The 21344-nt window shown below is 72.8% G+C and carries 21 protein-coding genes; 14 read left to right on the top strand and 7 right to left on the bottom strand.

The annotated features are described in order from the left end of the window. The first annotated feature begins 188 nt into the window (after nt 1-188). The 6 genes from ACFVXJ_RS05380 (at nt 189) to ACFVXJ_RS05355 (ending at nt 5245) form a co-directional block, all read left to right on the top strand. On the top strand, nt 189-971 hold the full coding sequence (locus tag ACFVXJ_RS05380) for a metallophosphoesterase (RefSeq protein WP_389658989.1): 783 nt from the start codon (nt 189-191) through the stop codon (nt 969-971). A 123-nt stretch (nt 972-1094) separates the two neighbouring features. Next, nucleotides 1095-1535: an SRPBCC family protein gene (locus ACFVXJ_RS05375; RefSeq protein ID WP_389658986.1), complete on the top strand. Its 441-nt coding sequence runs from the start codon at nt 1095-1097 to the stop codon at nt 1533-1535. 135 nt (nt 1536-1670) lie between these two features. Beyond that, nucleotides 1671-2828, top strand: a complete 1158-nt coding sequence (locus ACFVXJ_RS05370) for an ArsA family ATPase (RefSeq protein WP_389658983.1) — start codon at nt 1671-1673, stop codon at nt 2826-2828. 76 nt (nt 2829-2904) lie between these two features. Then, a complete protein-coding gene (locus ACFVXJ_RS05365) occupies nt 2905-3405 on the top strand; it encodes a DUF5304 domain-containing protein (protein ID WP_389658980.1) in 501 nt (166 codons plus the stop codon). 61 nt (nt 3406-3466) lie between these two features. Continuing rightward, a complete protein-coding gene (locus ACFVXJ_RS05360; RefSeq protein ID WP_361315987.1) occupies nt 3467-4408 on the top strand; it encodes an ROK family glucokinase in 942 nt (313 codons plus the stop codon). A 63-nt stretch (nt 4409-4471) separates the two neighbouring features. Next, entirely contained in the window at nt 4472-5245 is a 774-nt protein-coding gene (locus ACFVXJ_RS05355) for an endonuclease/exonuclease/phosphatase family protein (protein WP_389658976.1), read from the top strand. A gap of 671 nt (nt 5246-5916) precedes the next feature. Here the strand turns inward: ACFVXJ_RS05355 and ACFVXJ_RS05350 are convergent. Further along, nucleotides 5917-6480 carry a hypothetical protein gene (locus tag ACFVXJ_RS05350; RefSeq protein WP_389658973.1) on the bottom strand — a complete coding sequence of 188 codons (564 nt, stop codon included), beginning with the start codon at nt 6478-6480 and terminating at the stop codon, nt 5917-5919. Beyond that, complete coding sequence (locus ACFVXJ_RS05345) at nt 6473-7252, bottom strand: alpha/beta hydrolase (RefSeq protein WP_389658970.1); 780 nt, start codon at nt 7250-7252, stop codon at nt 6473-6475. Before ACFVXJ_RS05345 ends, ACFVXJ_RS05350 begins: the two co-directional genes overlap by 8 nt. A 162-nt stretch (nt 7253-7414) precedes the next feature. Here ACFVXJ_RS05345 and ACFVXJ_RS05340 point away from each other — a divergent pair, with 162 nt between their 5' ends. The 5 genes from ACFVXJ_RS05340 (at nt 7415) to ACFVXJ_RS05320 (ending at nt 12353) form a co-directional block, all read left to right on the top strand. Next, nucleotides 7415-8113 carry a lysophospholipid acyltransferase family protein gene (locus tag ACFVXJ_RS05340; protein WP_361316137.1) on the top strand — a complete coding sequence of 233 codons (699 nt, stop codon included), beginning with the start codon at nt 7415-7417 and terminating at the stop codon, nt 8111-8113. A 43-nt stretch (nt 8114-8156) separates the two neighbouring features. Then, a complete protein-coding gene (macS, locus tag ACFVXJ_RS05335; RefSeq protein ID WP_389658967.1) occupies nt 8157-9368 on the top strand; it encodes a MacS family sensor histidine kinase in 1212 nt (403 codons plus the stop codon). After that, on the top strand, nt 9365-10072 hold the full coding sequence (locus tag ACFVXJ_RS05330; protein WP_389658964.1) for a response regulator: 708 nt from the start codon (nt 9365-9367) through the stop codon (nt 10070-10072). Before macS ends, ACFVXJ_RS05330 begins: the two co-directional genes overlap by 4 nt. 174 nt (nt 10073-10246) lie before the next feature. Further along, nucleotides 10247-11275, top strand: a complete 1029-nt coding sequence (locus tag ACFVXJ_RS05325) for a 6-phosphofructokinase (RefSeq protein WP_389658961.1) — start codon at nt 10247-10249, stop codon at nt 11273-11275. 82 nt (nt 11276-11357) lie between these two features. Beyond that, nucleotides 11358-12353, top strand: coding sequence for an NAD(P)-dependent oxidoreductase (locus ACFVXJ_RS05320; protein ID WP_389658958.1), 996 nt, complete (start codon nt 11358-11360; stop codon nt 12351-12353). A gap of 44 nt (nt 12354-12397) precedes the next feature. Here the strand turns inward: ACFVXJ_RS05320 and ACFVXJ_RS05315 are convergent, their stop codons facing one another. Beyond that, nucleotides 12398-14281, bottom strand: coding sequence for an anthranilate synthase family protein (locus ACFVXJ_RS05315; RefSeq protein ID WP_389658955.1), 1884 nt, complete (start codon nt 14279-14281; stop codon nt 12398-12400). 280 nt (nt 14282-14561) lie between these two features. Here ACFVXJ_RS05315 and ACFVXJ_RS05310 point away from each other — a divergent pair, with 280 nt between their 5' ends. After that, the gene (locus ACFVXJ_RS05310) at nt 14562-15926 is read left to right on the top strand and encodes a class II 3-deoxy-7-phosphoheptulonate synthase (RefSeq protein ID WP_389658952.1); all 1365 of its coding nucleotides are present in this window, start codon (nt 14562-14564) and stop codon (nt 15924-15926) included. Nucleotides 15927-16073: 147 nt separating this feature from the next. Beyond that, on the top strand, nt 16074-16340 hold the full coding sequence (locus tag ACFVXJ_RS05305; RefSeq protein ID WP_389658949.1) for a bacterioferritin-associated ferredoxin: 267 nt from the start codon (nt 16074-16076) through the stop codon (nt 16338-16340). Nucleotides 16341-16371: 31 nt separating this feature from the next. Here the strand turns inward: ACFVXJ_RS05305 and bfr are convergent, their stop codons facing one another. Beyond that, nucleotides 16372-16851, bottom strand: coding sequence for a bacterioferritin (gene bfr / locus ACFVXJ_RS05300; protein ID WP_190182156.1), 480 nt, complete (start codon nt 16849-16851; stop codon nt 16372-16374). Nucleotides 16852-17023: 172 nt separating this feature from the next. Here bfr and ACFVXJ_RS05295 point away from each other — a divergent pair, with 172 nt between their 5' ends. Further along, a complete protein-coding gene (locus ACFVXJ_RS05295; protein WP_389658944.1) occupies nt 17024-17656 on the top strand; it encodes a sulfite oxidase-like oxidoreductase in 633 nt (210 codons plus the stop codon). Nucleotides 17657-17678: 22 nt separating this feature from the next. On the opposite strand, the gene ACFVXJ_RS05290 is transcribed toward ACFVXJ_RS05295, so the two are convergent. The 3 genes from ACFVXJ_RS05290 to pknB form a co-directional block, all read right to left on the bottom strand. After that, entirely contained in the window at nt 17679-18224 is a 546-nt protein-coding gene (locus ACFVXJ_RS05290; protein ID WP_389658941.1) for a DUF4396 domain-containing protein, read from the bottom strand. Between the two features lie 94 nt (nt 18225-18318). Then, entirely contained in the window at nt 18319-19167 is an 849-nt protein-coding gene (locus tag ACFVXJ_RS05285) for a deoxyribonuclease IV (protein ID WP_389660049.1), read from the bottom strand. Nucleotides 19168-19257: 90 nt separating this feature from the next. Next, nucleotides 19258-21171 (bottom strand): Stk1 family PASTA domain-containing Ser/Thr kinase, encoded by a 1914-nt coding sequence (pknB, locus tag ACFVXJ_RS05280; RefSeq protein WP_389658938.1) that lies wholly within the window; start codon nt 21169-21171, stop codon nt 19258-19260. Nucleotides 21172-21344: the final 173 nt, after the last annotated feature.

Raw genomic sequence — 21344 nt, 5'->3', positions numbered from 1 at the left:
ACCGGACGTTACCCACCGGTAGTGGGTTCACGATAGAGGGAACCGGCCAGATGTTCCGTGCGTCACATGACGCGGTGGTCCCCTGCCGACAGTAGTCGACCCCGCTGACGACCCGGAAGTAACCGCAGGTCCGGCCACTTGCGAGGAAGCCCCTACCCGAGGAGCGCAGGCGCCCCTAGGGTGGCGGCATGGGTGGCAGGAAGAGTCGTACGCGGATCCACGTCGTCAGCGACGTCCACGGCAACACCGAGGCGCTCGCGCGGGCCGGTGACGGCGCCGACGCGCTGATCTGCCTCGGCGACCTCGTCCTGTTCCTCGACTACGCCGACCACTCGCGCGGCATCTTCCCCGACCTGTTCGGCGTCGAGAACGCCCACCGGATCGTGGAGCTGCGCACCCGGCGCCGGTTCGCGGAGGCGCGCGAACTCGGGCGGGAGCTGTGGGCCGGCCTCGACCGGGAGCGGCTGATCGAGGGCGCGGTACGGCGCCAGTACGCGGAGATGTTCGCCGCGTTCCCGACCCCGACGTACGCCACCTACGGCAACGTCGACATCCCTGGACTGTGGGCGGAGTACGCCGGTCCCGGCACGACCGTGCTCGACGGCCGGCGGGTGGAGATCGGCGGCCGGGTCTTCGGCTTCGTCGGCGGCGGCCTGCCGACGCCGATGCGGACGCCGTACGAGGTGGGCGTCGAGGAGTACGCGGCCAAGGTCGAGGCGCTGGGCGAGGTGGACGTGCTGTGCTCGCACATCCCGCCGGAGGTGCCGGAGCTCTGCTACGACACGGTGGCCCGGCGGTTCGAGCGGGGCAGCGAGGCCCTGCTGGCGGCGATCCGGCGGGTACGGCCGCGCTACGCGCTCTTCGGGCACGTCCACCAGCCCCTGGCCCGGCGAATGCGGATCGGGGCCACCGAGTGCGTGAACGTCGGCCATTTCGCGGCGACGGGACGGCCGTGGGCGCTGGAATGGTGAGCGGTGCGGTGGCGCCGGCACCGGGGGAGGCCCTGGAGTGGCGGGGTCCGCACGCGCGGTAGCCTTCACCCGGCGGCCGGAGGCCCCCACACACTTGTCGAACTCCCCGGAGGAGCGACCGCGATGGCGGAACACACCAGCTCGAGCATCACGATCGAGGCGGCCCCGGCCGACGTCATGGCCGTGATCGCCGACTTCGCCCGCTACCCGGAGTGGACCGGCGAGGTGAAGGAGGCGGAGGTGCTGGCGACCGACGCCGAAGGCCGCGCGCAGAAGGTCCGGCTGCTGCTGGACGCCGGGGCGATCAAGGACGACCACACGCTCGCCTACACCTGGAAGGGCGCGGACGAGGTCAGCTGGACGCTGGACAAGTCACAGATGCTGCGCCAGTTGGACGGCTCGTACAAGCTGACCCCGGTGGACGGCGGCAAGCGCACCGAGGTCACCTACCAGCTCACGGTGGACGTCAAGATCCCGATGCTGGGCATGATCAAGCGCAAGGCGGAGAAGGTCATCATCGACCGCGCCCTGGCCGGCCTCAAGAAGCGCGTCGAGTCCTCCTGAGCCCGTCCGACCCGCTTGAGCCCGTCGCACCCGCCTGAACGGCGATCCGCCGGTCGGTCGACCCGTGACGCGGGTGCGCCACGCGGCGGCGGCCGGGCCGTGAGGCAACCGCAGCGCATCGAGGAGCACCGCAGCATGCACACCCTGCTCGTCACCGGACCCGGTGGCGCCGGGCGGACCACCGTGGCCGCCGTCACCGCGCTCGCCGCCGCGCGGGACGGGCGGCGCGTCCTGCTGCTGTCCGCGGACCCCGGCGATCCGCTCGGCGCGCTGGTCGACCGGGACGAACCCCGGCTGCGGCTCGCGCGGATCGACTCCGGCGAGGAGTTCCGGGCCGAACTCGTCGCCCTCCAGGAACGCGGCGCGACCCTCCTCGGCATGCTCGGCAGCCGCCCCCTCGGCGCCGAGGAACTCACCGAACTGCCCGGCGCCGAACAGTTCGCGCTGCTCCGCGCCCTACGGCGGGCCGCCGCGGCCCCCGACACCGACCTGGTCGTCGTGGACATGCCCCCGCTGCACCAGACGGTGACCACCCTGGCGCTCCCCGCCCAGTTGCGCCGCTACCTCGCCCGGCTACTGCCCGCCGAACGGCAGGCCGCCCGCGCCCTGCGCCCCGTACTGGCCCAGCTCGCCGGGGTACCGATGCCCGCGCAGTGGCTCTACGAGGCCGCCGCCCGCTGGGACGAGGAACTCGCGGCGGTGCAAGCCGTCGTCGAGGCCCCCACCACCGAGGTACGGCTCGTCGCCGAGCCCGGCCCCGCCGCCGACCGCGCGCTGCGGACCGGCCGCCTCGGGCTCGCCCTGCACCAGCTCCCGGCCGGGTCCCTCGTCGCCAACCGGACCCTGTCCCGGGACGGCACCGACCCCTGGCCGACCGGGCTCGTCGCCCAGCGGGAGAAGTACGCGGCCCAGTGGGCCGCCGAGCTCCCCGTGATCCCGCTCCCGCACCTCGGACGGGAGCCCGGGGGGCCCGAGGACACCGCCCGGCTCGCCGGCTCCGCCCCGGGAATCGTCCCCGCGGCGCCCGCGCCGCGCCCGGCCTGGGCCGTCGAGGACCGGCGCGCCGAGGACGGCGTACTCGTCTGGGCGATCCCGCTGCCCGGCGCCCGCAAGGCCGACCTCGACCTGGTGCGGCGCGGGGACGAGCTGCTCCTGGCGGCGGGGCCCTACCGCAGGATCGTTCCGCTGCCGTCCGCGCTGCGCCGCTGCGGCGTCTCCGGAGCCGCCCTCGCCGACGGCGTGCTCCGCGTCCGGTTCACCCCCGACCCGCAGCTGTGGCCCCGCGTCCGCTGATTCCCGTACCGCCGTTCGGGTACCGTCGAAGGTAGCCCGTACCGCACGTATCGCAGCCGCCGCAGGAGTGTCCGCCATGAGCGAGGCCACCGACCGCCCCACCGACGACGACGCGTGGGCCAAGGCATGCGCCGAGGACCTCGCCGCCGAGAAGGAGCGCCTGCGCGCGGAGCGGGGCGCCGGGGACCACGGCACCGACGGCGGGACCGGCACCGCCGCCGAGGAACTGTTCAAGCTCTTCGAGGCCGTCGCCGACAAGGTCTCCGCGCTGAACAACCCGCTGCTGGGCGCCGCCGCCCAAGGCGCGGTCCGCCAGTTCGTGGACCAGGCCAAGACCGCCGTCAAGCCCGTGGTCGAGCGCAACCCCGAGGTCTTCGACCACCTCGCGGCCGCCGGCTCCGAGCTGCTCGCCGCCTACCGCTCCGCCGTCGAGGGCCACGAGCGCCGTTGGACGCGGGACCGGCCGACGACGCCGTCCTCGACCTGGACCCCGCGCGCCGAGGACGCCGCCCCCTGCGACGGCGGTGACGACGAGGACCCGGGCGCCGGGCCCACCGAGCGGATCGATCTCGACTGAACCTCCGCCGGGCTCGGGTACGGTTGGCCGTGGCGGGGTTTGACCGGAAACCGAGGGACTAATGGGACTCACCATCGGCGTCGACATCGGCGGCACGAAGATCGCGGCCGGCGTGGTCGACGAAGAGGGCACCATCCTTGAGACGTACAAGGTGCCCACCCCGCCGACCCCGGACGGCGTGACGGAAGCGATCTGCACCGCGGTGTCCGCGGTCGGCAGCAACCACACCATCGACGCCGTGGGCATCGGCGCCGCCGGCTACGTGGACGACAAGCGCGCCACCGTGCTCTTCGCCCCCAACATCAACTGGCGGCACGAGCCGCTGAAGGACAAAGTCGAGCAGCGCATCGGCCTCCCCGTCGTCGTCGAGAACGACGCGAATTGCGCGGCCTGGGGCGAGTACCGCTTCGGCGCCGGCCAGGGCCACGACGACGTCATCTGCATCACCCTCGGCACCGGCCTGGGCGGCGGCATCATCATCGGCAACAAGCTGCGGCGCGGTCGCTTCGGCGTCGCCGCGGAGTTCGGGCACATCCGGGTCGTCCCGGACGGCCTGCTGTGCGGCTGCGGGAGCCAGGGCTGCTGGGAGCAGTACGCCTCCGGCCGCGCGCTGGTCCGGTACGCGAAGCAGCGCGCCAAGGCCACGCCGGAGAACGCGACGATCCTGCTCGGGCTCGGCGACGGCACCCCCGAGGGCATCGAGGGCAAGCACATCAGCCAGGCGGCCCGGCAGGGCTGCCCGGTGGCCGTCGACTCCTTCCGCGAACTGGCCCGCTGGGCCGGGGCGGGGCTGGCCGACCTGGCGTCGCTGTTCGACCCGTCGGCGTTCATCGTCGGCGGCGGGGTCTCCGACGAGGGCGACCTCGTGCTCGACCCGATCCGCAAGTCCTTCAAGCGCTGGCTGATCGGCGGCGCGTGGCGTCCGCACGCGCAGGTGCTGGCCGCGCAGCTCGGCGGCAAGGCCGGACTGGTCGGCGCGGCGGACCTGGCCCGCCAGGGCTGACCACGCCCGCCGCCCGCCGCGCCCCCTGGGGGAGCGGCGGGCGGCTGCGTAGGGTGGGGCGGTATGGAGCTGCCTTCGCTGTCGGCCACGCTGCCGAAGTCCCTTACGGAGCCCGACGGTTCCGCCGTGATCCGGGTCCTCAGCTACAACGTGCGCTCGCTGCGCGACGACGAGGAAGCGCTGGTCCGGGTGATCCGGGCGTGCGAGCCGGACCTGGTGTTCGTGCAGGAGGCGCCGCTGTTCTTCCGGTGGCGCAAGCACGCGGCGCGGCTGGCCGCGAAGTGCGACCTGGTGGTGTTGAGCGGCGGCGGGAGCGCCGCCGGGCCGCTGCTGCTGTGCTCGCTACGGGCCTTCGTGGAGCGGACCGAGGACGTCCTGCTGCCGTTGACGCCGGGGCTGCACCGGCGGGGCTTCGCGACGGCCGTCGTGCGGTTCGGGGCGGCGGTGCGGGTGGGGGTGGTGAGCACCCACCTGTCGCTGAACGCGGCGGAGCGGGCGGCCCAGGCGGAGCTGCTGCTGGAGCGGGTGCGGTCGATGGACACCCCGTACGCGATCGTGGCGGGCGATGTGAACGAGAGCCCGGACGGGCCGGCGTTCGGGCGGCTGGCGTCGTGGATGCAGGACGGGTGGGCGGTGGCGCCCTGGGGCGGGGAGCACACGTTCACCCGGTCCGGGCCGCCGAGGCGGATCGACGCGGTGTTCGCGTCGCGGGAGGTGGAGGTCCTGGGCTGCGGCGTCCCGCGGGGCCTGCCGGGGGTCGCGGAGCGCGACCTCCAGGCGGCCACGGACCACCTCCCGGTCCTGGCGGCCCTCCGCCTGCCCGCCGCCGCTTCTTGACGCGCCGCTCGCCCTCTTGACGCGCCGCTCGCACGGCTCGGCGCCGGGGGCGCCTTACCGGCTTCGCGCCGCTGCGGCGAACTCCGTCCGCCGAGGCAGGGCCGGGGCCCCGGACCACGTGCGCCGCCGGGGCGCAGCGGCGCACTCCGTCCGGCGGGGGCCCATCCCTGTGCGGCGCCGCCGCGCAAGCGTGCCCCGGCTCCGCCGGGCTCCCTCGGGCTCCGCCCCAGCCCCCGCGCCTCAATCGCCGGCGGGGCTGAGTCTGTGCGGCGCCGCTGCGCAAGCGCCCCCGCCTCCGCCCGGCGTTCAGGGACTCCGCCCCGCACCCCGCGCCTCAAGACACGGGCGGGACTGAACGGCGCGGCCCGGCAGCGCAAGCGTGCCCCGGCTCCGCCGGGCTGTACGGGGCTCCGCCCGGGGGGCTCGAAGGAGCCGGGTGCCCGTGCCCGGGCACAGCACCCGGCCGCGCCGGCCACATCCAGCCTCGCCGGCGTTTGAGGCGCGGGGTCTGGGGCGGAGCCCCAGGGAGCGGCGGAGCCGGGGGCGCTTGCGCGGCGGCGCCGCACAGCTGCCCGGGGGCCCGCCCCGCCCCCGGCGCCGAGCCGCGCGAGCGGCGCGAGCGGCGCGAGCGGCGCGTCAAGAAGGGGGCGGCGCGTCAAGAAGGCGGAAGGTCACACCACCGCGCCGCGGCCCGGGTCGTCCTCGTCGTCGTCATCGTGGGCCATGCGCGCCACCAGCGTCGCGAACCCGCCCAGGAACCCGCCGATGCCGAGCGTCGTCAGCCACCACGTCATCTCCCACTGCAACAGCACCGCCAGCAGCAGCAGGACCGGGCCGCCCACCACCGCCAGCCAGGCGAACTTCGAGGTGGTGTCCGCCGGCGGGAGTTCCGGTTCCGGGGGGACGAAGTGGTCCTCCCCGTCGCCGTCCTCCGACTCCGCCGGGGTGTGGTCGCGGGGCCCCGGGGTCGGGGCCAGGGACACTCCGGGGGCGAAGACCACCGAGCCGCCCAGCGGCTTCTCCGGCTCCGGCTCGGGCCCCGGCCGCGGCTCCGGCTCGGGCCCCGACTCCGGCCGGACGTCCTCCTCCGGCAGCATCAGGTTCTCGATCGGGCGGAACGGTCTGGACCCCGGCGGGTCCGGCGGTTCCTGCCCGTACCCGGCGACGATCGCCGCCCACGCCGCCTCCTCGTCCAACGGGGGCACACCCCCGGACGACTCCTCGTGCTCAGCCACCGCTGGCCGCCCCCTCCCGCCCGACGCTCTTCGCGAGCCGCCCGACGAACGCATAGCTGTCCGCGAAGATCCGCTCCGCGTCGTGGTCCAACGTCGCGACGTGGTAGCTCTGTTCCAGCAGGGTCTCCGTCACGTCCGTGGACGAGATACGGGACAGGATGCGCGCCGAGTCCACGGGCGGTACGACATGGTCCTGCGGGCTGTGCAGCAGCAGCACCGGCTGGGTGACCTGCGGCAGTTCGGCGTCGACCAGCCGGAAGAACCGGCGCACGGAGTGCGCGGCCCGCGTCGGCACCCGGTCGTAGCCGACCTCCACCGACCCCGGCTTCGCGATGTCGCTCGCGATGCCCGGCGTCGAGCGGATGAAGTGCTGCGCCACGGGAAGGGCGAACGCCAGCGGGTCGTGGACCTTGTTCGCCGGGTTGACCAGCACCAGCCCGCTGATCGACTCCCCGTGCTTGGCCGCCAGCCGCAGGCTCAGCGCCCCGCCCATCGACAGCCCGAACACGAACACCTGCTCGCACCGTTCGAGCAGCTCCCGCAGCGCGCGGTCGACCTCGGCGTACCAGTCCTGCCAGCCCGTGAGCTGCATGTCCTGCCACCGCGTCCCGTGCCCGGGCAGCAGCGGCAGCGACACCGTCAGGCCCCGCTCGGCCAGGTACTCGGCCCAGGGGCGGAGCGACTGCGGGGAACCGGTGAAGCCGTGGCAGAGAAGCACGCCGACCGGGCCGCCCTCGTGGCGGAACGGCTCTGCTCCAAGGAGGACGGGCACCAGGGACTCCTTTGAAAAGGTGGGGGGTACGTAGCGCTGTGTGACTTCACCGTACGCGACCGCGCCGGCACCGACCAGGGTCGTCGGGCCGCTCCTGCGGCGGCCAGGGGTTAAGGTCTGTTCGACAGACACAGGAAGGCTTTCGAGTTGATCTACGGCGCTATGAAGTTCTCCATCGGAGGGTCACTGAAGCTCGCCTTCAGGCCGTGGGTGGAGGGCCTCGAGAACATTCCCGCCGAGGGGCCGGCGATCCTCGCGAGCAACCACCTGTCCTTCTCCGACTCCTTCTTCCTGCCGGCCGTGCTGGACCGGAAGGTGACCTTCATCGCGAAGGCGGAGTACTTCACCTCCCCCGGGGTCAAGGGCAAGCTGACGGCCGCCTTCTTCAAGGGCGTCGGCCAGCTTCCCGTGGACCGTTCCGGCGCGCGCGGCGCCGGCGAGGCCGCCATCAAGAGCGGCATCGAGGTCATCGAGCGCGGTGAGCTGTTCGGTATCTACCCCGAGGGGACCCGTTCACCCGACGGCCGCCTCTACCGGGGCAAGCCCGGCGGGCTGGCCCGGGTCGCGCTCGCGACCGGCGCCCCGGTGATCCCGGTGGCGATGATCGACACGGAGAAGATCCAGCCGCCCGGCAAGGTGGTGCCCAAGCTGATGCGCCCGGGCATCCGGATCGGCAAGCCGCTCGACTTCAGCCGCTACCGGGGCATGGAGAGCGACCGGTTCATCCTCCGCTCGGTGACCGACGAGGTCATGTACGAGATCATGAAGCTTTCCGGCCAGGAGTACGTGGACATCTACGCGACGGCGGCCAAGCGGCAGATCGCCGACGCGGAGAAGGCCGCCAAGACGGTCAAGGAGTAGGAACGGGCGGGGGCTCCGGCGCCCGCGCGCGGGGGTGGGGGAGTTGGCGGAACGCGAACGCGTCGTACGCATGTCGGTCGAGCAGCCGCTCTGGCGCGCCCTGACGGTCTACCGGCTCCTCACCATGGTCTACGCGGTGCTGCTGTTCGCCTCCTCGTACAAGGAGTTCGAGCGGCCGTCGGTCGCGGTGGGCTACCTCGCCGTGCTCGCCGTATGGACCCTGGCCACCTACCGGGGCGTGGCGAGCGCCGCCCGCTGCACCAAGCGGTTCCTCGGCGCGGACCTCACCGTCGCGCTCGCCGGCATCCTGCTCACCCCGCTCGCCGACACCCACGCGCGGATCGGCGCCGGGGGCCCCACCCTGCCCAGCATCTGGACGGCCGGTTCCGTCCTCGCCTTCGCCCTCAAGGGCGGCTGGCGCTGGGCCGGTCTGGCCTCCACGCCCGTCGCCGTCGCCAACATCGTCATCCACGGCGGCGACCCGACCCGCGACACCCTGCACAACGTGCTGCTGGTGTGGGTCGCCTCCCTCGCCATCGGCTACGTCGTCGAGGTCGCCCGCGCCAGTGAGGCCACCCTCGCCCGCGCGCTGGAGATCGAGGCCGCCACCCGCGAGCGCGAACGCCTCGCCCGTGACATCCACGACGGGGTCCTCCAGGTGCTCGCCATGGTCCAGCGGCGCGGCTGCGAACTGGGCGGTGAGGCGGCCGAGCTGGGCCGGATGGCCGGGGAGCAGGAGGTGGCGCTGCGCACCCTGGTCTCCAGCGGGCTGCTGCCGGCCTCCCGGGTCTCCCGGGACCAGTCGTCGGGGGCGCTCGTGGACGCCTACGAGGTGGCGGAGCCGGGCGCCGACGAGGGGGAGCTGGACCTGCGGACCCTGCTGGCCCCGCACGCCGGGTCCCGGGTGAGCTTCGCCGAGCCGGGCAGCCCCGTGCCGCTGCCGGTCCCCGCCGCCCGCGAGTTGGCGGCGGCGGTCGGCGCCGCACTCGACAACGTGCGCAAGCACGCGGGGGAGGGGGCCCGGGCCTGGATCCTGGTCGAGGACTGGGGCGACGAGGTGATCGTCACCGTCCGGGACGACGGGCCGGGCATCCCGGCCGGCCGGCTCGACCAGGCCGAGGGCGAGGGTCGGATGGGCGTGGCGCTGTCGATCCGGGGGCGGCTGCGGGATCTCGGCGGCACCGCCGAGCTGGTGTCCGTCCCCGGACAGGGCACCGAAGTGGAACTGAAAGTACCGAGGGGGAGCACCCGATGACGCAGGCCAACGAGTTCAACGAGCCCGGTGGGGTCGCAGCGTTCGGCGCGATCAAGGTGATGGTCGTCGACGACCATCCCATGTGGCGCGACGCGGTCGCCCGCGACCTGGCGGCCGCCGGCTTCGACGTCGTCGCCACCGCCGGGGACGGCCCCGAGGCGGTCCGCCGGGCCGTCCCGGCCGCCCCGCACGTCCTGGTCCTCGACCTCAACCTGCCGGGCATGCCGGGCGTACAGGTGTGCAAGGAACTGGTAGCCGCCAATCCGGCGCTGCGCGTCCTCGTCCTGTCCGCCAGCGGCGAGCACGCCGATGTGCTGGAGGCCGTCAAGTCCGGCGCCACCGGCTACCTGTTGAAGTCGGCCGGCGCCCAGGAGCTGATCGACGCGGTCCGTCGCACCGCGGCCGGCGACCCGGTCTTCACCCCCGGCCTCGCGGGCCTGGTTCTCGGCGAGTACCGGCGCCTGGCCACCGATCCGGCGCCGGTCGCGGCCGACGAGCCGAAGGCGCCGCAGCTCACCGACCGCGAGACGGAGGTGCTGCGGCTGGTGGCCAAGGGTCTGTCGTACAAGCAGATCGCGGAACGACTGGTCATCTCCCACCGCACGGTCCAGAACCACGTCCAGAACACCCTGGGCAAGCTCCAGTTGCACAACCGGGTGGAGCTCGTCCGGTACGCCATAGAGCGCGGCCTGGACGACGCGTAACCGCGGTCGTACCTCGTACGCACGTCCTCGTACGAGTGAACGGGTAGCCGCAACACCCCTTGATCCGAGCGGAATTGACCCATCCACGGCCCTTGCTGTGACCTGAGTCACCACTAGCGTGACCGTCATGCGGGCCCCGCGCCCCCAGCGGGCCCTGTGGCGAAGGGAAATTCCATGAAGGTCGGAGTGCTGACGGGCGGCGGCGACTGCCCTGGTCTCAACGCGGTCATCCGGGGCGTCGTGCGCAAGGGCGTCCAGGAGTACGGCTACCGGTTCGTCGGCTTCAAGGACGGCTGGCGCGGACCCGTCGAAGGGGACACCGTCCCGCTCGACATCGCCGCGGTGCGGGGCATCCTGCCGCGCGGCGGGACCATCCTCGGCTCCTCCCGCACCAACCCGTTCAAGCAGGAGCACGGGGTCCGTCGGATCAAGGAGAACCTCGCCAAGTACGAGGTCGAGGCCCTCGTCGCGATCGGCGGCGAGGACACCCTGGGCGTCGCCGCCCGACTGTTCGAGGAGTACGGCATTCCGTGCGTCGGCGTGCCGAAGACCATCGACAACGACCTGTCGGCCACCGACTACACCTTCGGCTTCGACACCGCCGTCGGCATCGCCACCGAGGCCATCGACCGGCTCCACACCACGGCCGAGTCCCACATGCGGGTCCTGGTCGTCGAGGTCATGGGACGCCACGCCGGCTGGATCGCCCTGCACTCGGGCCTGGCGGGCGGCGCCAACGTCATCCTCATCCCCGAGCAGCGCTTCGACACGGACCAGGTCTGCGCCTGGGTGACCTCCCGCTTCACGTCGAGCTACGCGCCGATCGTGGTCGTCGCGGAGGGTGCCATGCCCAAGGACGGCGACATGGTCCTCAAGGACGCCACCAAGGACTCCTTCGGACACGTCCGGCTGTCGGGCGTCGGCGAGTGGCTGGCCAAGGAGATCGAGGCGCGGACCGGCAAGGAGGCCCGTACGACCGTGCTGGGACACGTCCAGCGCGGCGGCACGCCCAGCGCCTTCGACCGGTGGCTGGCCACCCGGTTCGGACTGCACGCCATCGACGCGGTCCGCGACGGCGACTTCGGCAAGATGGTCGCGCTCAAGGGGACCGACATCGTCCGGGTGCCGATCATCGAGGCCACCTCGAAGCTGAAGACGGTGGACCCGGCGCTGTACGCGGAGGCCGGAGTGTTCTTCGGCTGAGCCGGAGCGCGCCCGCGGATCATGGGTCGTATCGTGGCGAAACGACCCATGATCCGTCTTTCCGGGCCCGGCGGGAGCGCACGTGGAGATCCTGGCATTCGGGGTGCGGGCCGACGAGAGGCCGCTGATCGAGAAGGCGTTCGCCGGCCACCACGACGTTCGCTGTCTGGACGTCTTCCTGACCGAGGACACCGCGCCCCTCGCCGCCGGCTACGAGATCGTCTCCACCAGCGCCCACGCCGACCTCGGCGGACGGGTCCTGCGGGCGCTGGCCGACGGTGGGACCAAGATGATCGCCCAGCGCTCCACCGGCTTCGACAACATCGACCTGGACGCCGCCCGGGACCTCGGTCTCACGGTCAGCCGGGTGTCCTCCTCCTCGCCCCACTCCGTCGCCGAGTTCGCCTGGGCCCTGGCCCTGGCCGTGAACCGGCGCATCGTCCGCGCGGCGAACCGGACACGGGACTTCGACTTCCGCCTGGACGGGCTGATGGGCCGGGACCTGCGGGGCCGCACCGTCGGCGTCCTCGGCACCGGCGAGATCGGCGAGGCGTTCACCCGGATCGCCCACGGCTTCGGGATGAACCTGCTGGGCTGGGACGTCGAGCCCAACCCCGCCTGCGTGGAACTGGGCATGCGCTACGTCGACAAGGACGAGCTGTTCGTCGCCTCCGACCTGGTCACCCTGCACCTGCCGCTCCTCGACACCACGCACCACCTCGTCGACGGCGCGGCCCTGCGACTGATGAAGGACGACGCGATCCTGGTCAACGCCGGCCGCGGCGGCCTGGTGGACACCGAGGCACTGGTCGACGAACTGCGCGACGGACGGTTCGCGGGGGTGGGGCTCGACGTGTACGAGGCGGAGGCCGGCGGGTTCTTCCTCGACAAGTGCCCGCAGGCCCCGGAAGACGACACGCTGGCGCGCCTGCTCACGTTCCCGCACGTGGTGGTCACCTCCCACCAGGCGCACCACACACACGACGCGGTCGGCCGGATCATCGGCGCGACGGTGGCCAACGTGGCCGACTACCTGGCCGGCCGCCGCTCCGGGAACACCCTGACACCGGCGGGGTAGGGGCCGCGCGGCCGTCCGGAACCGCCGCCCCCACCCCGCGGGCCCTACGCCGGGGCGCCCGCGCGGACGGAGGCCGACAAGCCGCCCAGCAGCTCCGCGCCGCGCAGGGTCAGGACCGACTCCGGGTGGAACTGGACCCCCGCGAAGCCCGCCGCCGAGCGCAGGGCGTGCACCTCACCGCTCACCGGGTCCCGGGCCACCTCCACCCCGCGCGCCGCCAGCCGCTCCGCGTCCCGCTCCGTGCAGTGCGCCGTGTAGGTGTTGTAGAACCCGACCACCTCCGGCGCCCCGAACAGGTCGATCCGCGTCTGCGCCCCCTGCGCGGGCTCCGCCTTGCGGACCAGCGGCAGCCCGAGTTCGGCGGCCAGCAGCTCGTGACCCAGGCAGACCCCGAGCAGGCCGCCCCGGTGCCCGGCCAGGAGATCCGCCGCCAGCGCCCGCAACGTCCGCATCTTCGGGTCGGTCGCGTCCGCCGGGTTCCCCGGCCCGGGGCCCAGCACGACCGGGCCAGCCCACGCCAGGGCCGCCGCCCGCAGGCCCGGGTCGTCGAAGCGGCGCACGGTCACCTCCAGTCCGGTCACCCGCAGCAGATGGGCCAGCATCGCGGTGAAGGTGTCCTCCCCGTCCACCACCAGCGCGTGACCGGTCGCCCCCGCCGGCCGGTCCTGCATCCGCAGCCAGAACGGCGCCAGGTCGCGCCGCCGGGCCGCGAGGGCCGCCCGCACCCGAGGGTCGGATCCCAGGGCCGCCCCGGCGGACACCGGACGCGGCGCCGCCGGGCGGACCCCGAGCGCCGCCAGCACCCCGGCCGCCTTGGCGTGCGTCTCGGCCACCTCGCCCGCCGGGTCGGAGTGCCGCACCAGGGTCGCCCCGACCGGCACCCGCAGGGCGCCGTCCGGCGCGATGTCGGCGGTGCGGATCAGGATGGGGGAGTCCAGCGTCTGCGCCCCGGCGCCGTCCCGGCCCAGCAGCGCGAGGGCGCCCGCGTAGTAGCCGCGCCCGCCGCTCTCGTACCGCTCGATCACCCGGCAGGCGTTCTGCACGGGCGAGCCGGTCACGGTGGCCGCGAACATCGTCTCCCGCAGCACCTCGCGGACGTCCAGCGAGGAGCGCCCGCGCAGCTCGTACTCGGTGTGCGCGAGGTGGGACATCTCCTTGAGCCGGGGGCCGACGACGACCCCGCCCATGTCGCCGACCGTGCACATCATCTTGAGCTCCTCGTCGACCACCATCGACAGCTCCTCGGTCTCCTTGCGGTCGGCGAGGAACGCCAGGAGGGACTCGGCCGTGGGTCCCCCGGCGGGATACCGGTACGTCCCGCTGATCGGGTTCATCACGACCGTCCCGCCGGACATCCGCACGTGCACCTCGGGGCTGGCGCCGACCAGCGTCCGCTCCCCGGTGTGGACCAGATACGTCCAGTACGCGCCGCGCTCGCCCAGCAGCAGCCGGCGGAACAGGGCGAGCGCGTCGGCCCGCCCGAAGCCGTCGATCCGGCCCTCGAAGGTGCGCCGGATGACGAAGTTCGCGCCCTCGCCGCGCCCGATCTCGTCCCGGATCACCCGCTCGACGGTGGCGGCGTACTCCTCGTCGGGGACGTCGAAACGGCCGCCCTCGACGCGTACCGCGTGGTCCGGCAGCGCGGCCAGCGCGTCGGCGAGCGGGATCTCGTGGGCCTCCTCGGCGACCAACACGCTCAGCGGGGTCCCGTCGTCGCGCACGTCGAAGCCGCGCTCGCGGATCTGCCGGAACGGCACCAGGGCGAGCGTGGGCAGCTCCCGTACGGGCAGGTCGGCGAGGCGCTCGGCCTCGTGGACCGGGCCCAACAGCACCTCGACGGTGTCGTGGTCCCGGCCGGGGGTCCGGCGGCGCAGCAGGGCGAACGGGGGGCAGGACTCGTCCAGCAGGCGGCTGAGGTCCGTGGTCATGGGGCGGGGCGTCCTTCCGGAGGGAGGGGCGGCCCGCGTCGGCATACGCCGAAGGCCGCCCCTCGGGGCGGCCTTCGTGTCGCTCGTGTCGTCAGGTACGCGAGAGCAGTGGGCCGCCGGGAGCGGGCCACCACCAGTTCAGGTTCGAGTGCGCGTACATGCCGCCGAGCCTAGGGGATGTCCCGCCGGAGGCGAAGCCTCCGGACCGCGTCCCCCATATCCGGAGACACCCGTCTCACGAAGTGGGCATCGGGCTGGACGTCCCGTGTGACGACGTAATGTGTACGAGGTGACCGTGAACGCTGAAAACCACGCCCCCGCCGTCAAGGCGACCTGGCGAGACCTTCCCGCGGCGCAGCAGCCTTCGTACCCCGATGCCGAGGCACTGCGCGCTGTCGTCGCGGACCTCGAGTCGTATCCGCCCCTCGTGTTCGCGGGCGAGTGCGACCAGCTGCGCGCCCGTCTGGGAGCCGTCGCCAAGGGCGAGGCGTTCCTGCTCCAGGGCGGCGACTGTGCCGAGGCCTTCGACGCCGTATCCGCAGACCACATCCGCGCCAAGCTCAAGACGCTGCTCCAGATGAGCGCCGTCCTGACGTACGCGGCCTCCGTGCCCGTCGTCAAGGTCGGCCGCATCGCCGGCCAGTACTCCAAGCCGCGCTCCAAGGACACCGAGACCCGCGACGGCGTCACCCTGCCGACCTACCGCGGCGACTCCGTCAACGGCTTCGCCTTCACCGAAGAGGCCCGGATCCCGGACCCCGAGCGGCTGAAGCGGATGTACCACGCGTCCGCGTCGACGCTGAACCTGGTGCGCGCCTTCACCACCGGTGGTTACGCCGACCTGCGCCAGGTGCACGCCTGGAACCAGGACTTCGTGAAGAACTCCCCGTCCGGGCAGCGCTACGAGCAGCTCGCGCGGGAGATCGACAACGCCCTGAACTTCATGAAGGCGTGCGGCACCGACCCGGCCGAGTTCAAGGCGGTGGAGTTCTACGCCTCCCACGAGGCGCTGCTCCTCGACTACGAGGGCGCGCTGACCCGCACCGACTCGCGCACCGGCAAGCTGTACGACACCTCCGGCCACATGGTCTGGATCGGTGAGCGCACCCGCCAGCTCGACCACGCGCACATCGAGTTCTGCTCGCGGATCGCCAACCCGATCGGCATCAAGCTCGGCCCGACCACCACCGTGGACGAGGCGCTGACGTACATCGACCGACTGGACCCCGAGCGCGAGCCGGGTCGGCTGACCTTCGTCGTCCGGATGGGCGCCGACAAGGTCCGCGACAAGCTCCCCGAACTGGTCGAGAAGGTCACCGCCTCGGGCGCGACGGTCGCCTGGGTCACCGACCCGATGCACGGCAACACCTTCGAGGCGGCCTCCGGCCACAAGACGCGGCGTTTCGACGACGTGCTCGACGAGGTCAAGGGCTTCTTCGAGGTCCACAAGGCGCTGGGCACCCACCCGGGCGGCATCCACGTCGAGCTCACCGGTGACGACGTCACCGAGTGCGTGGGCGGCGGCGACGAGATCTTCGTCGACGACCTGCACCAGCGCTACGAGACGGCCTGCGACCCGCGGCTCAACCGCAGCCAGTCCCTGGACCTGGCGTTCCTCGTCGCCGAGATGTACCGCGACCAGTAAGCGGCTCGTGACGGTGGGGCGCGGATCGATGTGATCCGCGCCCCACTGTCGTATCCGGGTCTTTTAGGGGACCCTCACCTTGGGTACGGTTAGGTAAGCCTCACCGAATAGGAGTGGCTCGTCCGACCCCGTCCCCACTCCCAGGAGGTGAACCGCGTGTACGTCTGCTCGTGCTTCGGGATCACCGACAAGCAGGTCAAGGAACACGCGGAAGCCGGGGCTTGCACCCCCCGGCAGATCGCCTCGGCCACCAAGGCCGGCACCGACTGCGGATCGTGCGTCCGCACCATCCAGGGCCTCCTCGGCCGCGGCGCGTGCCCGCGCCGCGAGCTGCTGGAGAAGGGCCGGACGGCGGCCGTGCTCGCCGCCGAGCCCGCGCCGGTGGCCCGGCCCGTGCTGGCGGACGCGGCCTGATCGGCCCGGCCTGAGCGCCGCGGCAGCGGGCTCAGCTCTCCGGCTGCTCGATCTGCTGCGCGATGTAGAGCGGCTCGCCGATGCTCTCGATGAGCTCCAGCTGCGTGTCGAGGTAGTCGATGTGGTGCTCCTCGTCCGCCAGGATCTCCTCGAAGAGGCGCGCGGAGGTGACGTCGCCCTTGCCGCGCATGACCTCGATGCCGCGCCGCAGGCGGTCGATCGCCTCCACCTCGACCTGCCGGTCCGCCTGGAACATCTCCGTCAGCGTCTGGCCGACGCGCACGTGGAAGAGGCGCTGGTAGTTCGGCAGGCCGTCGAGCATGAGGATGCGCTCGGTGATCTTGTCCGCGTGCTTCATCTCGTCGATGGATTCGGCACGGGTGTAGTGGGCGAGCTTCGTCCAGCCCTTGTTGTCCTGGATGCGGTAGTGCAGCCAGTACTGGTTGATGGCCGTGAGCTCGCCGGTCAGCTGCTCGTTGAGAAACTCAAGGACCTCGGGGTCGCCCTGCATCGCAGAGGCTCCTTCCAAGCAATGTCGGCTGGGTGACTGGGCAGTGCGCGCATCCTTCCACCGTCCCCCGGGGCAGTCCAGTAAGTGCCTCCTTAGTGGGAGTTACGGTGACTTGCCCGGATCGGCACGAAGCTGGTCATGACCACCCCACGTCGTCTGTCACCATGGAGACATGGGTCAGCCGGAAAGCCGGGAATCTCCGGGAGCAGAGCAGTTCGAGCTCCCCCCGGGGCAGCGGTTGCAGCGGGGCTGGCCGGTCACCCACTACGGTCCGGTACCCAAGTTCAAGCCCGACCGCTGGGAGTTCCGCGTCTTCGGGGCCACGGCCGACGGGGAGAAGCACTGCTGGAACCACGAGGAGTTCACGGCCCTGCCGTTCGACTCGGTCGTGGCGGACCTGCACTGCGTGACGAAGTTCAGCATGCAGGGGGCCGAATGGGGTGGCGTGCTCGCGCGGACCATTCTCGAACTGGCCCCGCCGGCGCCGCAGGTCACGCATGTGATGGTGTGGGCCGAGTACGGCTTCAGTTCGAACATGCGATTGGCTGATTTCTCCTCGGAGCGGACCGTTTTCGCCACCCACCAGGGTGGCGAACTGCTGACGGCCGAGCACGGTTTCCCCCTGCGGCTCGTGGTGCCGCACCTCTATGCCTGGAAGGGACCCAAGTGGGTCCGCGGCGTCGAGTACATGACCGCCGACCGGCGCGGCTTCTGGGAGGAGCGGGGGTACCACAACATCGGGGACCCCTGGCGCGAGCAGCGCTACTCGTACCAGGAGGAGCCGGGCGACGGGCCCGAGGTCTAGGGGGTGTCGCCGTCTCCTTCGGTCAGTGGTACCGGTGGACGACCGCGTGGCCCTTGCCGCGGCCGATCATCCACTTGTTGACCGGCGTCGTGACGACGAAGGCGAGCGCCAGGGAGAGCGCGAGCGCCGTCCAGAACAGCGCCTCCGAGAGGTGCGCGTCCATCGCGCCCGGCCACAGCGCGATCACCCCGTTGTCGATCAACTCCATCACCGCGATGGAGAGGGTGTCGGCGGCCAGTGCCACCCGGACGGCCGTACGGGTGTCGACGCCCGCGCCGAGGATGCCGCGCAGGGTGAGCGCGTAGCCGAAGAAGAACGCGAGGACGATGGCCGCGATCATCGTGGCCGCGTTGCCCCAGCCGAGCGCGGTGCCGATGATCATGCCGAGCACTTCGCCGATGGCGCAGCCGATCAGGCAGTGCAGGGTGGCCTTGGCCGCCATGGCCCAGCCGACGGGGGCGGGGCCGTGACCGGCGTGATCGTGGTGCGCGTGGCCGCCGCCGTGGGCCGCGGGGGCCTGCGGCTGCTCGGTTCCGGCGTGATCGTGGTGCGCGTGTGCGTGGTCCATCGTCAGCCTCCTGGGACGCCGCCTCTTCTCGCGAGGCGGGGCGCGGTCCTGCGGATACCCGAACCGTGTACCCCCTAGGGGTATTCCCCAGGTGTTATGCGTGTGCCTCGCGCAGCTCCTTCAGCAGCGCCACGTCCGCGGCGTGACCCTCCTTTCCGCCCGGCGTCTCGATGATCAGCGGTACGCCCTCCATCGCGGGATGCGAGAACAGCTCGCCGAACGCCTCCCGCCCGATGTGCCCCTGCCCGATGTTCGCGTGGCGGTCCTTGTGGGCGCCGACGCCCTCCTTGGAGTCGTTGGCGTGGATCAGCTTCAGCCGCCCCTCGCCCACCGTGTCGACGAGCAGGTCCAGCGTCTGCTTGGCCCCGCCCGGCTCCGCCAGGTCGTGACCCGCCGCGAAGATGTGGCAGGTGTCCAGGCAGATGCCGAGCTTCGGGTGGTGGTCGAGCGCATCGAAGTACGGGCCGAAGTCCCAGGTGCGCGAGCACAGGGAAGAGCCCTGCCCGGCGGTGGACTCCAGCAGCAGGAACGGGTCGTCGTCGTGCGTCAGCTCGTCCAGCAGCGGCAGCATGTACTGCCTGACCTGCGCGTACGCCACCCCGCGCGACCGGCCGCCGGTGGCGGAGCCGGTGTGCACGACCACCCCGAGCGCGCCGATCTCCCGGGCGCGACGGAGCGAGTGGCGCAGGGACTCCACCGACTTCTCGACGGTCGCCTCGGTGTGGGAGCCGAAGTTGATCAGGTACGGCGCGTGCACGTAGGCCGGGACGGACGCCGCCGCGCACTGGGCCCGGAACAGCTCGTCCTGCGCCGGGTTCCCGGTCGGGGTGGCCCAACCGCGCGGGTTGGCCACGAAGACCTGGACGGCCTCGGCGCCCATCTCGCGCGCGTACGTCAGGCCGATCGAGGCGAGTCCGCCGGCCACGGGTACGTGGCCGCCCACCGGGTTGCGGCGTGCCGCGGCCCGAACGGCGCCCTGGTCGGTTGCCTGTTCAGTGGCCTGGTCGGTGGCCTGGGCCTGGTCGACGAGCACTTACAGCCCCTTGGTCCTGATGATGATCGTGCTGCCTTCGGGGGCGCTCTGACCGCCGGGCACCGACTGCGCGTCGACCGTGTTGCTGAAGCCGAAGAAGGGCCGCTCCACCTTCACCTTGAAGCTCAGGGCCTCCAGCGCCTTGCGGGCCGCCTCGGCGTCCTGGCCCGTGACGTTCGGCACCTGCACCGGGCGCGGACCCTTCGACACCGTGAGCGTCACCGTGTCACCCGCCGCGGCCTGGGTGCCGGCGGCGGCCGACTGGTTGGCGACCGTACCGGCGGGGGAGGGGGAGTTGACCTGCTCGGCCGCCGTCTCCACCTTGAGGCCGAGGTCCTGGAGCGCGACGCGGGCCTGGTCCACCGGCTGGCCCGCCACGTTCGGGACCTGGATCGGGCGGCCCTTGCTGACGACGATCGCCACCGCCGTGTCCGGCGCGCGCTTCTGGCCGCCCTCCGGGTCGGTGCTGATCACCGCGCCCTGCGGGACGTCCTGACTGAACGCCTGCGTCACGATGCCGGGCGCGAGCCCGGCCGAGGTCAGCTCCGCCTTGGCGGCGTCCAGCGTCTTGCCCTTGACCGCCGGCACGCTGACGACCTCGGGGCCGCGGGAGAGCGTCAGCGTCACCGCGCCGTTGCCGCGGATCCGCTTGCCGCCCTGGGGGTCGGTGTTCATGACCGTGCCGCGGTCGAACACCTCGCTGAACTTGCGGTCCACGCCCTTCACCCCGAGACCGGCCGCCGACAGCTCGGAGCGGGCCTGCTCCTCCGTCTTGCCCAGGAGGTTGGGCACCTTCGTGAACTGGCCCGAGTTGATGTACCAGACCCCCACGCCGAGACCGAGGGCCAGCAGCACGCCGGCGACGACCAGGTACAGGCCGCGCGGCCGGGACCGGCGGCGGGACCCGGCCGGGGGCGGCGGCGGGGTCGTCAGACGCGAGGTGTGGTGGACGTCGTCGGCCGCGGCCGCGCCCAGCGGGGCGACGGGCCGAGGGATCACGCTGGTGCGGTCCTCGCTCGCGGCCCGCTCACCCGGGTGCGCCTGGGGCGGTACCGCGTCCAGCTCGGCCTCGCTCAGCCCGGCCCGGGCCTCCAACGTCAGGCCCAGCAGCGCGGCGGCGTCGGCGGGCCGCAGCCGCGGGTCACGGGCGGTGGCGTGCGCGACCAGCCCGTCCAGGCCGGCGGGCAGCCCGGGCACGGCGGCCGACGGGGGCGGAACGTCCTCGTTGAGGTGCTGGTACAGCACCTGGGCGGGGGTGCCGCCGGTGTGCGGCTTGCCGCCGGTGAGCATCTCGTAGAAGACGACACCGCAGGCGTACACGTCCACGCGGGTGTCGGTGACGCCGTTCTCGATCTGCTCCGGGGCGAGGTAGGAGACGGTGCCGAGGACGGAACCGGTGGTGCTGGTGACCGTGTCGACGCTGCGGACCAGACCGAAGTCGGCGACCTTCACCCGGCCGTCGTCGCCGATCAGGACGTTCTCGGGCTTCATGTCACGGTGGACGAAGCCCGCCCGGTGCGCGGCGCCGAGGGCGGCGAGGACCGGTTCGAGGATGTCGAGGGCGGCCCGCGGCTGGAGGGCGCCGCGCTGACGCAGTACGTCGCGCAGGGTGCAGCCGGAGACGTACTCCATCGCCAGATACGTGTACGGGCCGTCCGTGCCCTGGTCGAAGACGGCGACGACATTGGGGTGCGCGAGCCGGGCCACCGACTTCGCCTCGCGGATGAAGCGGTCGACGAAGGCGGCGTCCGCGGCGAGCGCCGGGTGCATCACCTTGAGCGCGAGGACACGGTCGAGGCGCGTGTCGAGGGCCCGGTAGACCGTGGCCATGCCGCCGGCCGCTATGCGGGCGTCGATGCGGTAGCGGCCGTCGAGCGTCTGCCCGACGAGGGGGTCATCCAGGGTCGTGTCCACCCGGCGATTCTACGAGCCGCCCCGGCGGGCCCCGCCGGTGCGGGTGGGCTTGCAGCCCAGCTGTGACGATGCGGGGGGTGCGGGGGTACGGGTCCGCCCGCGCCCGGGGCCCCCACCCCCGCGACCCCCGCCCCGGGGGCGGTGTTTGCCCACCCGCACCCTCGGTCCCGGCC

This window comes from Streptomyces sp. NPDC058279 (assembly GCF_042881255.1).
Lineage (GTDB): Bacteria > Actinomycetota > Actinomycetes > Streptomycetales > Streptomycetaceae > Streptomyces.
Note: the sequence above shows the minus strand (reverse complement) of the source record. Positions and strands in the feature narration are given on the sequence as shown.